Source organism: Bacillus sp. 3255, from assembly GCF_031456485.1.
In the GTDB taxonomy this organism is placed as follows: Bacteria; Bacillota; Bacilli; order Paenibacillales; family NBRC-103111; genus Paenibacillus_E.
The window spans coordinates 50,166-66,191 of the sequence record NZ_JAVDUS010000032.1 but is presented as its reverse complement, the minus strand read 5'-3'; the positions used below and the strand labels follow the sequence as shown (position 1 = coordinate 66,191).

Genomic DNA, 16,026 nt, shown 5'->3' with positions numbered 1-16,026 from the left:
GCTCAATTGACTTGCTAGCGAGATTATTAATCTCATGTTTGAACGATTGCTCGTTCTGTTTACTCACTCGTTGTTCAGTTTTCAAAGATCAATGTTGTGTTGCTCGCCCGCCTTCTTTCGAAGACCGGAAGACCAATATACCACACTAAGTTTTTGTTTGCAACTTATTTTTTAAGTTACTTTTTTAAAACTTTTGTTTACGCATCTCAGCGGCAACTTTTATAAGATACCACAGAGCGCATTCACTTTGCAAGTCTTTTCGACAAAAAAATTCGAGGCACCTCACGGCGCCCCGAAATAAGCTTTATTCTCCTTGACGCTCACGCATAAGCGGGAACAGCAGCACGTCACGAATAGACGGGGCATTGGTCAATAGCATAACCAAACGGTCGATACCAATACCTAATCCGCCTGTAGGCGGCATGCCGTATTCCAAGGCGCGGATAAAGTCCTCATCCATTTCATGCGCCTCGTCGTTCCCTTGCTCCTTCTCACGCAATTGAGCTTCGAAACGTTCTCTTTGGTCGATCGGATCGTTAAGCTCTGTGAAAGCATTCGCATGCTCTCGCGCTACGATGAATAGCTCGAAACGGTCCGTGAAGCGCGGATCTTCCGGGTTTTTCTTAGCTAGCGGCGAGATTTCCAACGGATGTCCGTAGATAAACGTAGGCTGAATTAAAGTCTCCTCGACAAAAGTCTCAAAGAACTGGTTCAGAATATGCCCAAATGTCATGTGCGGTTCTACCGGCACTTTATGCTCTTTGGCCAAGCGATGAGCCTCTTCGTTTGTCATATGAACGCCGAAGTCCACACCCGTCACTTCTTTAACGGCATCGACCATGGAGACGCGTCTCCAGCCGACAGCCAAATCCACTTCATGATCGCCATAAGGAATCTTCGTTGTGCCAAGCACTTCTTGCGCAATATGGGCAACGAGCTCCTCTGTCAATTTCATGATATCTTTGTAGTCCGCATAAGCCTCATATAGCTCAATCATCGTAAATTCCGGGTTATGGCGCGTAGAAATGCCTTCGTTCCGGTAAACGCGGCCGATTTCATACACTTTCTCCAATCCGCCGACAATAAGACGCTTCAAGTGAAGCTCGATAGCGATACGCATATACAGCTGCATGTCCAGAGCGTTATGATGCGTGATGAACGGCCTAGCCGAAGCCCCGCCTGCGATCGAATGAAGCGTTGGCGTCTCCACTTCCAGATAACCCAAAGAATCCAAATAACGGCGCATGGACTGAATGATTTTGGAGCGCAAAATAAACGTCTGCTGCACATCCTGATTCATGATCAAATCCACATAACGTTGACGGTAACGCAGCTCCACATCGCTGAGTCCATGGAATTTGTCCGGCAGCGGAAGCAAGGACTTCGTCAGTACCTCAAGGGATTTCACCTTGATCGACGTCTCGCCTGTTTTAGTTTTGAAAACAACGCCTTGCACGCCAACCATATCGCCCAAATCCAATAGATCGAAGGCCTTATATTTATTGGCATCCAGCGCGTCTTCCCGCACGTAAATTTGAATTTTCCCGGTGATGTCCTGAATGTGCGCGAAGCTGGCTTTGCCCATGCCTCTCTTTTGCATAATCCGGCCGGCGATGCTGACTTCATGATGCTCTTCGTCCAGCTCTTCTTTCGTTTTCTCACCGTAAGCGTCCAAAATTTCTTGGGTCGTATGCGTTCTTACATATTTGCTGCCAAAAGGGTCTACGCCCAGACCGCGGAGCTCGTCCAATTTATTACGGCGAATGACGAGCAGTTCATTCAATTCGACTTCCTGGCTCATGCTTTCATCTCCTACATATTTTAGTAAAGGGTGCTTAAACCGGAAAAAAGCTTCCGTAAGGAAGCTTTCCAGACGATTTGCCCATGCTGCGCAAAGGTAAATTGCAACAGGGCTGCGGCTGCACTACTTTTTGATATCAACAATTTGATACTGAATGACGCCAGCAGGAACGTTAACATCAACCGTTGCGCCCTTTTGCTTGCCGAGAATTGCTTTGCCCACCGGGCTTTCATTGGAAATCTTGTTCTGTAACGGGTCTGACTCCGCAGTACCTACGATGACGTATTCCACCAAGTCGCCGAACTCCAAATCCTTCAGCGTAACGATAGACCCAACGCTTACCGTATCGGTATCGACATCGTCGTTATTAATAATCCGCGCGTTGCGCAGCATTTTTTCTAAAGTAATAATTCTGCCTTCAATAAAAGCCTGTTCGTTCTTCGCATCTTCGTACTCGGAGTTCTCGCTAATATCGCCATAACCAATGGCAACCTTGATTCTCTCCGCGACTTCGCGGCGCTTCACTGATTTCAGATGCTCAAGCTCGTCCTCGAGCCTTCTCAAACCCTCTGGTGTAAGAATGACCTCTTTTTCAGCCATTTCCAACTGATCTCCCGTCATGTGAAAGATTTTCATATTGTTGAATCGATGCTTCCTGCTAGGAGTTAGGTCTTTATAGAGCTGATTCAAGTAGTATGAATTCACGGTTATAAAAATAAGGAACTTGCTCGTTTGTCTTTCAATATATGCAGGAACACATTAATATTGACTGATTATATTGCAACCGTTTCAAAATGTCAATCTCAACCATCGCTGCATGATTTAATGCAGTACAGGCGATTGTTCCGTTGCGTTTGACGGCGATTGCAGGGCAAGTTGCTCGACGTATTCATTCAGAGCCCGAACCATATCCTCGCGCTTGATCATCTCCATGATCGCATCCTTCACGCGTGCCGCTCCGGTAAGTCCCTTCAGGTACCAAGCCATATGTTTACGCATTTCTTTCACGGCCACGTTCTCGCCTTTGAGCGCAATGAGGCGGTCCATATGCAGTATCGCAATGCGGATCTTCTCCTCCGGCGTAGGCTCCGGCGGCAGTTCGCCATTCTCCAAATATTGCACGGTGCGGTACAGCATCCAAGGGTTGCCCAGCGCGCCGCGGCCGATCATCACGCCATCGACACCCGTCTGGTCCAGCATCCGCTTCGCATCTTCCGGGGTTACCACGTCGCCGTTACCGATAACGGGAATCGACAAGGCTTGCTTCACTTCGCGAATGATGTTCCAGTCGGCCTTCCCGGTGTACAGCTGCTCCCGGGTACGTCCATGAACGCTAACTGCGCTTCCGCCGCCTCTTTCGACAGCTTTCGCATTTTCGACGGCATAGATGTGCTCCGAATCCCAGCCGATCCGCATTTTCACGGTAACCGGTTTGCTTACCGCCTTCACGACGGTCTCAATCATTTGCTCGATTTTGTCCGGTTGAAGCAGCCAACGGGCCCCTGCGTCGCATTTTGTAATCTTCGGCACCGGACAGCCCATATTGATATCAATAATATCGGCATTGGTATTCCGGTCGACGATCTTCGCCGCTTGAACGAGCGTTTCGGTGTCGCCCCCGAAGATTTGTAAGCTTAGCGGCTTCTCCCTGTCATCGACATACAGCATTTCCATCGACCGGGTGTTCCCATGCACGATCGCTTTGTCGCTGACCATCTCCGCACAGACGAGGCCTGTGCCGAACTCCTTGGCAATCAGACGGAACGCCGGATTGCATACTCCCGCCATAGGGGCAAGCACCACTTTGTTGGGAGCTTCTACATTTCCTATTTTCAGCATCGAAGATGCACCTCTCTTATCTCGCAGCGACTGCAACTAACTCGTCCGGCTCTATATCTAGAACTTGCGAGATTTTTTGAATAATTTTCGTATCTGGTTTACGTGTTCCTCTTTCGATCGCTCCCAGAATGGCAATGGACACACCTAGCAAATCCGCAAGTTCATTCTGGGTATATCCCTTTAATTTGCGAAAAGCGCGAATACGCTGAGCTACCGAGCTTTTTTCCATAACACGACGCCTTCCTTTCCTTCCAGTTTCTCCAATTGCGCGGAGATGAATTCAAATGCACGATCTTGCCGCTCGTAGAGAACCTCTGAGAGAGGGACTAATACGAAAGCCCGCTCATGCATCCGCGGATGCGGAATGATCAAGTCGGGTGTCGTATGCCGCTCGTCGCCGTATAGAAGCAAATCCAAATCGATCGTTCGCGGACCCCACCGCACGTCGCGCTTTCTTCCCAACCGTGTTTCAATGGCAAGCAGCGTGTGCAGCAATTCCTCTGCAGGTAAATTCGTTTGAATTTGAACGACCATATTAAGAAAAGCAGACTGGTCCACATAGCCGACCGGATCGGTTTCGTACATACTGGAGACCCCAGTCACGACAATACCCGACTCCTGATTCAGCGCTGTAATCGCATCCTGCAAAAATTGTTCACGATCATCTATATTGGATCCTAATGCGACATAAGCTGTAACGCTTCGTTCTCGTACTTCGGCTGTCATTCCTGTGCCCGCTTTCGGTTAATCTCTACTGTAACACCGTCGAAAATAACGGCGAAGGGCGGATGCGGCTTAATGACGCGAACCGTCACTTCATTGATACTAGTATAAGTATGCAGGAGCTCGGATGCAATGTTTTCCGCTAAAGCTTCAATTAATTGGAAAGTGCGCCCTTCGACAATATCCTTCACTTTGAAAAAAACTTCCCCGTAATTCACCGTATCGTCGAGATGATCCGACTTGCCCGGCTTCTCCAATGGAAGCCTAAGTTCCACATCCACATAGAAGCGCTGACCCAGCTTATTCTCTTCCGGAAAAACGCCGTGATTCCCAAAAAACTGCATCCGGGACAGTGTAATTTTGTCCATCATCAGTACCCCCTTCTTCAAGCTCGAATAATAGCATCTGTCATGACGGCAGCCCGTTTGGTCGCTTGTACATCATGCACGCGCACGATGCCGCACCCTTGAGCAATCCCCAGTACGATGGTCGAAAGCGAACCTTCCAGCCGTTCCGCCGGCGGCAAATTCAGCGTCATGCCGATCACGCTTTTGCGCGATGTGCCCAGCAGCACGGGATAGCCCAGCTCCACGATCGGACGCAGACGGTTCAGCAGCTGCAAATTCTGCTCATACGATTTGGCAAAGCCGATACCCGGATCCAAAATAATCCGCTCCTCGCGTACGCCCGCTTCTCTCGCCTGTTTCACATATTGCAGCAGATCGTTCTGCACGTCCGCAAAAAAATCGACATAATTCGTATCCTTTCGATTATGCGTAATGATGAAAGGACAGTCGTAAGCAGCCGCCACTTCCGCCATACGCGGGTCCGCTTGTCCGCCCCATACATCGTTGATGATATGGGCTCCCGCCGCCAACGCTTGCTTGGCGACTTCAGCTTTGTACGTATCAACGGATAGGGGAACATCGATTTCACGCCGAATGGCTTCGATCACGGGAATGACCCGGCGAAGCTCTTCGTCCTCCGTCACCTCTGCCGCCCCCGGGCGTGTAGATTCGCCTCCGATATCGATGATATCCGCGCCGTCCTCCACCATCTGCCGGGCTCTGCGAACGGCGTCCTCCAGCTTCACATAGGATCCTCCGTCCGAGAAGGAATCCGGCGTTATGTTCAATATGCCCATGATGATCGTTCGATCACCGATGGGCAGCTCATGTCCTCTGCAGGATAACACGTTCATCTGCTATTCACTTCTTCCTGTTGGTATCCGTTCGAGCTCAGGTACATGCGGCTAAGCTGACGGGTCAACGGCCCTGTACCGCCGCCTGCGCCAACAGACACCGCTTGCCCCGTTGGTGTGTACAAGGTAGTTACCCCTACAATTTCTTGAATCGAATTGACGAGGAAAATTTCATCGGCCTCCACCAGATCTTCCCAACGGTATAAGCCATCCTGAACCGGAATTTGCTGCTGCTGAGCAATCCGCATGACATGCGCTCGTGTAATACCCGCCAAAATACCGGTCTCGAGCGATGGCGTGTAAAGGGTGCCGTTTTTGATGAAGAACAGATTGCTGACGATGCCTTCGGCAACATATCCGTCCTCAGTCATCATCAACCCCTCTGCGCCTGCTGCCCATGCATATTGCCGGAGCTCTCTCTTGGCCAGAATGTTGTTCATATAGTGGAAAGATTTGAACCGGTACAGCCCCTCCGGCGTATTCCGGGGAAGCTTAAGCAGCTGCAGCGCTTTCCCTTCTTCATCCAGCTTCGCATCCCGCGGAGGCAGCGGCTTGATGTACGCGATTTCCACAGGCTGCTCATAATCACCCGCAGGAAGTCCGAGCATGTCGGTACCTGCGGAAACGGACAAGCGGATATAAGCATCCTGAAGCTCGTTCGCCTCCAGCAAGCTGCCTATGAGTTTGTGTACGTGTATCGGATCAGGCGCATACCGGATCCCAAGCTCGCGACAGCCCTCCGCAAGTCGGTTCAGGTGTTCGGGCAGCAGAAAAGGTTCTCCATTATACGTACGGAAGGTCTCAAAGAGACCTAGTCCGTAAAGAAAACCGTGATCGTAAACCGAGACCACGGCGTGTTGTTCGTCCATAAGTTTGCCATTCAAGCTGATGATCATGAATTAAACTCCTGATTTGGCCGTGCGGCGAAGGAAATTGCGCAGCATCTGGTGGCCATGCTCGGTGATGATCGATTCCGGGTGGAACTGAACGCCCTCAATCGGATATTCCTTGTGCCGAAGCCCCATAATCTCGCCCTCTGCGGTTCGCGCACTAACTTCCAGGCAATCCGGCAGCGTCTCGGCTTTAACAATTAAAGAGTGGTAACGTGTTGCTATGAATGGAGAAGGCAGGCCTTCGAATAACGTTTGGCTGTCATGGAAGATCTCGGATGTTTTGCCATGCATCAAGCGTTCTGCGCGAACGACATCGCCGCCGAAGGCTTGTCCGATAGACTGATGTCCCAAGCAGACGCCGAAAATGGGGATTTTACCCTTGAAATGCTCAATCAGTGATAGACTAATGCCGGCTTCATTCGGCGTGCAAGGTCCCGGTGAAATCAAGATGTGATCCGGCGCTAACGCCTCCACACCCGCCAAATCGATTTCGTCGTTACGGCGAACGATCACTTCTTCCCCGATCTCCCCTAAGTATTGAACGAGGTTGTACGTAAACGAATCATAATTATCAATCACTAAAATCATGCTAAGCTCCCCTTTCGTCAGCCCGGCTCGGGCTTAAGCTCGGCTCATGCTCCGCTCGCTAAATTCGATTGCTTTCCACATCGCTTTGGCTTTGTTGATGGATTCGATATACTCGCGCTCCGGAACGGAATCGATGACGATTCCGGCGCCGGCTTGAATATGTCCCATCCCATCCACAGCCACCAGCGTGCGTATAATAATATTAAATTCCATATTGCCGTTATAGTCAATCCATCCCATGGATCCTGTATAGGGACCGCGGCGGACCGGCTCCAATTCTTCAATGATTTCCATCGTGCGAATTTTCGGGGCTCCCGTGATCGTACCTCCGGGGAACGTTGCTGCAATGGCATCGTAGGCGTCCTTCCCTGTTGCCAGCTCGCCGACAACTTCCGAGACGATATGCATGACATGGGAGTAATACTCGATGACCATGAAGTCCTTCACATAGACGGAACCGTACCTCGAGATGCGGCCAAGGTCATTGCGCTCGAGATCGACGAGCATAACGTGCTCGGCGCGCTCCTTCTCGTTGTCAATGAGCTCGCCGGCCAGGCGCAGGTCATCCTGCTCGTCCTTGCCGCGCGGGCGGGTGCCGGCGATCGGACGCGTCCGCAGGACGCCGTCCTCGAGCTGCACCAGCAGCTCCGGCGAGCCGGAGACGAGGGCGAAGCCCGCGAAGCGCAGCAAGCCCATGTACGGCGATGGATTGACGACGCGCAGCGCCTCGTAGATCTCTTCCGGCGTCGTATTCAGCCGCCGGCTCTGTCTGACCGACAAGTTGACTTGGAACACGTCACCTTGGGCGATATAGGCTTGGATGCGCTGCACCGCCGCCATGTAATCCGCTTTGCCGAAGGCAGGCTGGATGCCCGCGATGTTCTCGACATCGATGTGCAGCTGCTCGCGCGCTATCGATGACGCATCCGTGCCGGACCAATTGCTTGCACGGATCGCGTGCCATCGGGTGAGCATCGCTTCCGCCTTCGCGTGAGCCTCCGTATACTGCGTCCGGAGGTAATCGTCATCCGCCGCTTGATCGCCCTGCAGCGGCATATGGACGATGATGTACAGATTCTTGTCGAGATGGTCCAGCGCCCATATCTGATCGTACATCGCGAAGCTGTAATCCGGTATGGGCAGATCGTCCGCCGCTTGCACCGGCAGCCTCTCGATCGTGCGGATCACATCATAGCTCCAATACCCGACGCATCCGCCAAGAAACTTGGGCGCCCCCTCCACCTTGGGACTCCGGTACGCGGACATCCATTGCTTCACAATCGTCAGCGGTTCGCCCTGCCGAACGGTTGTATCGCGACCCGTTGTGATCTCGGCCTCCAGCCCTTTGCCTTTCACGGTCGAGAATGGCTGTAAGCCGAAGAACGTGTACCGGCCGCCCTTCCCGCTCTCCAGCACGAAGGAATTCGTCGCCGCCCCCTTCCAGGCTTCTTCCCAAGATACGATCCGGTCTTCGGCCAGGCCGAGCTTGATCATGTAAGGCAGCATGGTATACGAGGAGGACCAACTGCGCCACTGCTCGAATGTCGTTAGAATCATGCCCGCCCCTCCTTCCGTTCTTTCCGATGATTAGTTGTCCATTAGTATACTCTAACGACACACAGAAAAAAAGCCCCAGCTCCAGGAGCTGAGGCTTGCTTCGGTTGTCTTATTGCTCTTCGAATTGGTAAAGCGGCGTGGACAGGTAACGCTCACCGTTACTAGGCACAATAGCCACAACGCGCTTGCCGGCACCAAGTTCTTTGGCTACTTTCAACGCTGCGTAAATGGCAGCACCGGAGGAAATTCCGCCCAGGATACCCTCCTCTTTCGCTACGCGGCGTGAAGTCTCGAATGCATCTTCATTCTCGACTTGAATAATTTCGTCATAAATGTTTGTGTTCAGAATACCTGGCACAAAGCCTGCGCCGATACCTTGAATTTTGTGAGGGCCTGGCTTGCCGCCGGAAAGAACCGGGGAAGCGGATGGCTCAACCGCATAGATTTTGATGCCTGGGAAGTTTTCTTTCAGCACGCCGCCAGCCCCTGTGATTGTACCGCCGGTACCGATACCCGCAATGAAAGCATCCAGTTTACCGTCATGGCCTTTGATCGCTTCCACGATTTCTGGGCCTGTTGTTTCGCGGTGAATTTTCACATTCGCTTGGTTCTCGAACTGCTGCGGGATGAAATAGGACGGGTTCTCCGCTTTCAGCTCTTCCGCACGCTTGATCGCACCTTTCATGCCTTCCGCTCCAGGTGTAAGAACGAGCTGTGCGCCATAAGCGCGAAGCAGGTTGCGTCTCTCCAAGGACATCGTTTCCGGCATAACCAGAATCGCTTTATATCCTTTGGCAGCTGCAACAAGCGCAATACCGATACCTGTATTACCGCTAGTAGGCTCAACAATGGTATCGCCCGGCTTCAAGATGCCTTCTTTCTCCGCTACCTCAATCATGGAGATTGCAATACGATCCTTAACGCTGGCACCCGGGTTCTGGTACTCCAGCTTCACATAAACTTCAGCGCTTCCTTCCGGAACCACACGATTCAAACGAACAAGCGGTGTATCTCCAATCAAATCCGTAACGCTCTGAACTAATCTTGCCATTGCTAGGTCCCCCTCCAGATTGAGTAAAGAATGATTTCCGAGTTAATTAGTAGGTATTATTACTTATCTTATCAACGCGCCCACTGGTTGTCAACCCCATTTTCAGGGGGTCACTTGAATGACGGGTCTACAATGGCCACTTGCCACTTCGTCCGGAGTTGGGAGACGTAGTCCTTCAGCGGCGGCGCTTCCTGAAGCGCGAGCTCCCTGCGCACATTCTCGCGGATGAAAGCTTTGTCCGGATTCACCTTCTCCCGCTTATTCCGCAGCTTCACAATAGCGAAGCCTTGAGCGACAGGCACAGGCTTGCTGACCTCCCCTGCCTTCAGCAGCTTAGCCGCCTCGAGAACGGGAGCCGCTACGAACGGATCGTCCCCTTCAATCCAGCCTAGCTCACCGCCTGAATTATTGGTTGCATCGTCCAAAGACCGGTCTCTGGCCAATATCTCGAACCGTTCGCCCTTCGCCAGCTCCGCCAGAACCTTGTTCGCCTGATCCTTGGTGCTGACGATAATCTGCTGGATGTCATACTCGATCTCCTGCTTAAATTCATCCTGATGCGTCTTGATGTAATCATCAACCTGCGCATCCGTAATTACAATATGGATGGTGGCCAGCTTCTCCAAGAGCAGCTTATTCATCACATCTTCTTTGATTTCTTGCTGAGATAGCCCCAACTGATTCTGCATGGATGCATAAAATTGCTCTTCGCTCTCATAGCCCTGCTGCATCCGCTTCAGCTCACGGTTTATCTCCGCTTCTCCAACCGACGTTCCCGTTTCGTCGCCCTCCAGACGGATCACTTCACGATCCAACAGTTGACCTAACAGTTCTGCGCCATAGTGACTTTCCAGCGCCGCTTGAAGTTCCTGCCTCGTGATCTCACGACTTCCGACTTTGGCGATGACCTGCCCGTCGCTCTTCTCGCCTTGCTGCCCAGGACTTGCCTGGGGACTTGGTTCTGGTGGGTTCATGGAACGGATGATCAGCAAGGATGCGAGCACGAGACAACATACGGCCATCACGATGATGGCTCCCCACAACCGCTTTACGTTCTGCATCCTGACTCCCTCTTACTTTCACTTAATGCAGCTGAACTATTGGTTGATCATCTGCTTCAGCTCTTCCTCATTGAAGCGGTACTTTTCATTACAGAAATGACAAACGACCTCCGCAAAGCCCTCGTCATCCAAAATTTCTTGAAGTTCATCTTTGCCCAAAGAAATTAACGTAGCCTCAATTCTCTTCCGGTCACATTTGCATCGGAACCTCACATCCATCTGGTCCAGCTTCTGGAAGGAAGGCAGAACCGTTAGGAGAATTTCCTCTAGGGACAGCCCACCGCCGAGCATCGTCGTAAAGGATGGGATGCGCGAAAGCATCTCCTCGATCTCGCCAATCTCTTCATCCGTTAAGCCAGGAAGCAGTTGGATAACGAAGCCGCCGGCCGCTTGAATCGAGTGGTCGACATTCACCAATACGCCGAGCGCTACCGCCGATGGCGTCTGCTCCGATTTCGCGAAGTAGAAGGTGAAGTCTTCGGCCAATTCTCCGGAAACAATCGGAATACTGCCTCTATAAGGCTCTTTGAGTCCAAGGTCCTTGGTTATGTAAAGAAAACCTTCCGTTCCTACGGCAGCAGCAACGTCCAGTTTGCCGTTCTCCTTGAGCGGCGGGTCAACGAACGGATTATCTACGTATCCCCGCACCTCGCCTTTGGCATTGGCGTCTACAACGATTTGACCGATGGGGCCACCGCCTTTGACTTGAACGATCAGGTGCTCTTCGCCTTTGAGCATCGCACCCAGCAGCAGACCTGCTGCGGCCGTTCTTCCCAGAGCGGCTGTCGCCGTCGGCGTCGTTTGGTGTCTTCGGCTAAGTTCGTCCGTGAGTTCCGTCGTTTGCACCGCAAATGCGCGGACTCTCCCCTGCAGGGCTGTTCCCCGAATCAAATAATCGCTCATGTTACGTCCTTTCTTGAAAAAGCCTAAGCATTTTTCTCATAAATCATTTGCAGTCCTTGTAAGGTCAACAAGGGGTTCACGATTTGAATCGTCCGGGATTCGCTGGAGATGAGCTCCGCAAGCCCGCCTGTCGCTATGACTGTAGGATTGACATTATATTCCTGCTTTACACGTTCAACAATTCCATCGACTTGCCCAACATATCCGAAGATGATCCCGGCCTGCATCGCAGCTACCGTATTCCTGCCCACTACGCTCTTCGGCTTGACCAGCTCGATACGCGGCAGCTTCGCCGCCCTCTGATACAGCGCTTCGGTCGAGATCCCGATGCCCGGTGCAATCGCGCAGCCGACCAGCTGCCCGGAAGGATCGATGTAATCGTACGTCGTCGCCGTTCCGAAATCTACGATGATGCTGGGAGCACCGTAAAGCTCCAGTGCCGCCACCGCGTTCACAATACGGTCGGCTCCGACCTCTTTGGGATTATCCACGCGCACGTTAAGTCCTGTCTTGATCCCCGGACCCACAATGAACGGCGTCTTCTTCAAATAATGCAGACAGAGGTTTTCCATGGTGCTCACGAGCGGAGGAACGACAGAGGAAATGATAACCCCTTCGACTTCGCCGAAATGAATTCCCGAATGTTGAAACAGGCTGTGCAGCTGCATTCCGTACTCATCAACGGTCGCCGAACGGTTCGTGCTAACCCGCCAGTGGTGCAGCAGCGTACGCTCCCGATAGAGACCAAGCACAATATTGGTATTCCCTACGTCAATAACAAGAATCATAACGCCGTCCCCTTCCGTTCGTTAAGATCCAATGAAATGTCCAGCGCTGCTACCGAGTAGGTCAGCCGTCCAACGGAAATCACATCAACGCCGGATTCCGCCATCGCCTTGATGGTTTGCGTCGTCACCGAGCCCGAGCCCTCTACTACAATATGCGGTGCTTTGTTTTTAATAATAGCTACGGCTTCTTTCATCTTGGCGGGTACCATATTGTCCAGCATGATGATATCTGCACCGGCCGATAACGCTTCTTGCAGCTGGTCGAAATCTTCAACCTCAACCTCAATCTTCATCGTGTGGGGGATTTGGCTTCTGGCCGCTTGCACGGCTTGCGTAATCCCGCCCGAGCCTTTGATGTGGTTATCCTTGATCATGACCGCATCATACAGGCCGAAACGGTGATTGTGTCCGCCGCCCACACGAACCGCATACTTCTCTAGCAGCCTGTGGCCAGGCGTCGTTTTGCGCGTATCGACCAACCTCGTCGGCAGCCCCTCGAGCGCGTTCACGAACTCCCTGGTTCGCGTCGCGATTCCCGACATTCGCTGCATCAGATTCAGGCTTAACCGCTCGCCCAGCAAAATACTCCGGGTGCTGCCCTCCACTTCCGCTAGTATGGTCCCTTTAACTACAGACGATCCTTCGGCGACTTTAGTTTCATAACGAAGAGACGGATCTACGACAGCGAACACTTCACGGGCAATCGGCAGTCCGCAAATAATTCCGTCTTCTTTGACGTGGATAATCCCTTTGGACGCGTGGTCCAAAGGGATCGTTGTCAGAGTCGTGACATCACCTGTGCCAATATCTTCTTCTAACCAAAGGCGTATATGTTTACGAATGAGTTCCATATTTATATCCAGCATGTTATATCCACTCCTCAATGCTATCTTCCCCGCGCTTGAAAACAATATGCTTCTTCCACACTTCGTCATTGCGTTCCGGGAAGTCTTCCCGGTAGTGGCCGCCGCGGCTCTCTTCCCGGGCAATGGCCGCTGTTGTCGTCAGCAGAGCGCAGCTCAGCAAATTCGCAAACTCATACTCTTCCCGTTTCGTCATCAGCGAATCGAAGATCGATAGCTGTCTCGAGAGCTCCTCATACCCTTTCTCGAGTCCTTTGGCCGAACGCCTCAGGCCCGCGCAGCGAAGCATCACCTTCTGCAGCTTCAGCTTCTTCTCGACGACGGCCTGATTCGGAATTTCCGTTCTCGGGGCGGCAGCTTCCGCACGTATTTGAATGTCGCTATTCAGAGGCGGCAGCTCCTGAATGCGCTCAATGATTCTTCTTCCGAATACGATGGCCTCGGATAAGGAGTTGCTCGCCAACCGGTTGGCTCCGTGCACGCCGGTAGACGACACTTCTCCGCAAGCGAACAGCCGGCGAACAAGCGTTTCCCCGTGCAGATCCGTCTTCACGCCGCCCATCATATAATGCGCTGCCGGAGCGACGGGAATCCAGTCGGTGCTCATATCCAAGCCATAATTCAGGCAGTATTCGTAAATGGTAGGGAAACGGTGCTTAATCAATTCTTCGGATTCATGCGTAATATCCAAATAGACGAAGGTAGATTTGCAATTCTCAATCTCATCTACGATGGCACGGGCGACAACATCCCTTGGAGCCAGCTCCAGCTGGGGATGGTAGCGGTCCATGAAGCGCTCGCCTTTGACATTCCGCAGATAAGCCCCCTCGCCTCGCACCGCTTCCGAGATAAGAAAGCGCGGTGCACCGGGGTAGCACAGCGCTGTCGGATGGAATTGCACGAATTCCATATCTTGAATTTGCGCGCCGGCCCGATAAGCGATCGCGATGCCGTCGCCGGTCGCAATATCCGGGTTGGTCGTGTAGCGAAATAGCTGGCCGGTACCGCCTGAACAGAGGATCGTGGCGTTGCCGCGAACGAACACGCGTTGTCCGTTCGGTTTCTGCACAAGGGCACCGTAGCATTCGCCGTCCTGCGTAATCAGATCGATGACGAAATGATCGTCCCAGATCTCGATGTTCGGGTCCTGCTTCGTGCGCTCCGACAAGGCTCTTACGATCTCGGCGCCCGTCGCGTCGCCTTGCGCATGCAGGATACGGCGCTGGCTGTGCGCCCCTTCCTTGGTCAGAGCGAATTCCCCGTTCTCCAGATCGAATTTGGTTCCCATGCGAATGAGGTCCTGAACGCCATTCGGACCCTCGTGAACAAGAACGTCGACCGCCTCTGGCGAACAGAGCCCCGCTCCCGCAATCAACGTGTCCTGCATATGATATTCCGGTGAATCTTCATCCGAGATAACGGCTGCTATACCGCCCTGCGCATAGCGGGTATTGCTGTCCAAGAGCGACTTCTTCGTAATCATCAATACTTTCTTCGTCTCACTGGCGCGCAGCGCCGTGAATAAACCGGCAATGCCGGCACCTATGACGATGACATCGGTATGTACATGAGGAATGGAATCTAAATCTATGTCTATGAGATATCTAGGAATCATGCCGCCCACCCGTTCTTTACCATTATTTCTCGCAAGGGAAGGATAGAATCCTAGACGGACTGAGAGATTCCTTCCTTCTCCATGCGAGGGTAGCTTCATCTAATAAGATCAACACGCTGCTTTCCTATCAATTTCAATCCAACAAGAGAGTAGCGCATGCTACTTTACTTGTAACATGCGCTCTAATGACAATCTTGCTCTATCGGCTACATCTTCCGGTACATAAATTTCCGGCTGCATGGTCTCCAGACATTTCACAATTTTCTTCAGGTTATTCACTTTCATATTCGGGCAAACCAAGTATTTCGTAGCAAAATGGAACTGTTTGTCCGGGCTGTCCAGACGCAGTTGATACCCTGTTCCGTCTTCCGTACCGACAATAAATTCCTTGCAATCGGACTCTTTGCAATATTTGATAATCGCCGTCGTGCTGCCTACGAAGTCGCCGAGCTTCACCACTTCCGGACGGCATTCCGGATGAACGACGAATTGAGCGTTCGGATACTGCGCTTTCATTTCTTCTACGTCCTTGACAGTCAGCATATCATGGGTGTTGCAGTAGCCTTCCCAGATGATGACCTTCTTGCTTGTGAATTTTGATACATAGTCGCCCAAATTTTTATCCGGTACCCAGATGATCTCATCCGAGTCGACGGAATTGATGACGTTTATGGCATTTGCCGATGTACAGCAAATATCTGTTTCTGACTTTACGTCGGCCGATGTATTAATGTAAGCAACGACCTTGGCATTCGGATGCTGTCTCTTCAAAGCCCGCAGTCCTTCGACATTGACCATATCGGCCATTGGGCAGCCTGCGCGTTCATCCGGTATAATAACCGTTTTGTTCGGCGCTAAAATCTTGGCGCTTTCCCCCATGAAATGAACCCCGCAGAATACAATCACATCTGCATCGGTCTGTGCCGCCTTCTGCGCTAGCAGGAAGGAATCCCCCCGGAAATCGGCAACCTCTTGTACTTCATCACGCTGATAATAATGAGCAAGAATAATAGCATTCCGTTCTTTCTTCAGTTGAAGCAACCGTTCTTTCAACTGACGGTTCTGCTCCGCTTTGCGCTCTAGTGCTAAAGCTTCCATGGATGCTTCCTCCCCTGTCTGGGACGTAAATGTATTTCATAACTA

General features: G+C 52.0%; 17 protein-coding genes. All 17 read right to left on the bottom strand.

What is annotated here, in order from left to right; all coding sequences use genetic code 11:
* Nucleotides 1–304: 304 nt before the first annotated feature.
* The 17 genes from lysS to nadA all read right to left on the bottom strand — a co-directional run bounded on the left by lysS (nucleotide 305) and on the right by nadA (nucleotide 15,981).
* Nucleotides 305–1,801 (bottom strand): lysine--tRNA ligase, encoded by a 1,497-nt coding sequence (lysS, locus tag J2X61_RS34405; RefSeq protein ID WP_274473238.1) that lies wholly within the window; start codon nucleotides 1,799–1,801, stop codon nucleotides 305–307.
* Between the two features lie 123 nt (nucleotides 1,802–1,924).
* A complete protein-coding gene (greA, locus tag J2X61_RS34400; protein ID WP_274473236.1) occupies nucleotides 1,925–2,401 on the bottom strand; it encodes a transcription elongation factor GreA in 477 nt (158 codons plus the stop codon).
* Nucleotides 2,402–2,623: 222 nt separating this feature from the next.
* Entirely contained in the window at nucleotides 2,624–3,640 is a 1,017-nt protein-coding gene (dusB, locus tag J2X61_RS34395) for a tRNA dihydrouridine synthase DusB (RefSeq protein WP_310194814.1), read from the bottom strand.
* 16 nt (nucleotides 3,641–3,656) lie between these two features.
* Nucleotides 3,657–3,869 (bottom strand): helix-turn-helix domain-containing protein, encoded by a 213-nt coding sequence (locus tag J2X61_RS34390; protein WP_274473234.1) that lies wholly within the window; start codon nucleotides 3,867–3,869, stop codon nucleotides 3,657–3,659.
* Nucleotides 3,851–4,366: a 2-amino-4-hydroxy-6-hydroxymethyldihydropteridine diphosphokinase gene (folK, locus tag J2X61_RS34385; protein ID WP_274473233.1), complete on the bottom strand. Its 516-nt coding sequence runs from the start codon at nucleotides 4,364–4,366 to the stop codon at nucleotides 3,851–3,853. The genes J2X61_RS34390 and folK overlap by 19 nt, the downstream gene beginning before the upstream one ends.
* Complete coding sequence (gene folB, locus J2X61_RS34380) at nucleotides 4,363–4,731, bottom strand: dihydroneopterin aldolase (protein ID WP_274473232.1); 369 nt, start codon at nucleotides 4,729–4,731, stop codon at nucleotides 4,363–4,365. Before folB ends, folK begins: the two co-directional genes overlap by 4 nt.
* A gap of 17 nt (nucleotides 4,732–4,748) precedes the next feature.
* A complete protein-coding gene (gene folP / locus J2X61_RS34375) occupies nucleotides 4,749–5,564 on the bottom strand; it encodes a dihydropteroate synthase (RefSeq protein ID WP_274473231.1) in 816 nt (271 codons plus the stop codon).
* A complete protein-coding gene (pabC, locus tag J2X61_RS34370; protein ID WP_310194805.1) occupies nucleotides 5,561–6,460 on the bottom strand; it encodes an aminodeoxychorismate lyase in 900 nt (299 codons plus the stop codon). Before pabC ends, folP begins: the two co-directional genes overlap by 4 nt.
* Before the next feature lie 3 nt (nucleotides 6,461–6,463).
* Entirely contained in the window at nucleotides 6,464–7,045 is a 582-nt protein-coding gene (gene pabA, locus J2X61_RS34365; RefSeq protein ID WP_274473228.1) for an aminodeoxychorismate/anthranilate synthase component II, read from the bottom strand.
* Nucleotides 7,046–7,078: 33 nt separating this feature from the next.
* Nucleotides 7,079–8,602: an anthranilate synthase component I family protein gene (locus tag J2X61_RS34360; RefSeq protein WP_310194802.1), complete on the bottom strand. Its 1,524-nt coding sequence runs from the start codon at nucleotides 8,600–8,602 to the stop codon at nucleotides 7,079–7,081.
* A 109-nt stretch (nucleotides 8,603–8,711) separates the two neighbouring features.
* Complete coding sequence (gene cysK, locus J2X61_RS34355) at nucleotides 8,712–9,653, bottom strand: cysteine synthase A (RefSeq protein ID WP_274473226.1); 942 nt, start codon at nucleotides 9,651–9,653, stop codon at nucleotides 8,712–8,714.
* Nucleotides 9,654–9,763: 110 nt separating this feature from the next.
* Nucleotides 9,764–10,714 carry a peptidylprolyl isomerase gene (locus J2X61_RS34350; RefSeq protein ID WP_274473225.1) on the bottom strand — a complete coding sequence of 317 codons (951 nt, stop codon included), beginning with the start codon at nucleotides 10,712–10,714 and terminating at the stop codon, nucleotides 9,764–9,766.
* A gap of 36 nt (nucleotides 10,715–10,750) precedes the next feature.
* A complete protein-coding gene (gene hslO / locus J2X61_RS34345; RefSeq protein ID WP_274473224.1) occupies nucleotides 10,751–11,617 on the bottom strand; it encodes an Hsp33 family molecular chaperone HslO in 867 nt (288 codons plus the stop codon).
* Nucleotides 11,618–11,640: 23 nt separating this feature from the next.
* Nucleotides 11,641–12,405: a type III pantothenate kinase gene (locus J2X61_RS34340; protein ID WP_274473223.1), complete on the bottom strand. Its 765-nt coding sequence runs from the start codon at nucleotides 12,403–12,405 to the stop codon at nucleotides 11,641–11,643.
* Nucleotides 12,402–13,271, bottom strand: coding sequence for a carboxylating nicotinate-nucleotide diphosphorylase (nadC, locus tag J2X61_RS34335; protein ID WP_274473222.1), 870 nt, complete (start codon nucleotides 13,269–13,271; stop codon nucleotides 12,402–12,404). Before nadC ends, J2X61_RS34340 begins: the two co-directional genes overlap by 4 nt.
* 1 nt (nucleotide 13,272) lies before the next feature.
* A complete protein-coding gene (nadB, locus tag J2X61_RS34330; protein WP_274473221.1) occupies nucleotides 13,273–14,883 on the bottom strand; it encodes an L-aspartate oxidase in 1,611 nt (536 codons plus the stop codon).
* A 159-nt stretch (nucleotides 14,884–15,042) separates the two neighbouring features.
* Nucleotides 15,043–15,981 (bottom strand): quinolinate synthase NadA, encoded by a 939-nt coding sequence (nadA, locus tag J2X61_RS34325; protein WP_274473219.1) that lies wholly within the window; start codon nucleotides 15,979–15,981, stop codon nucleotides 15,043–15,045.
* Nucleotides 15,982–16,026: the final 45 nt, after the last annotated feature.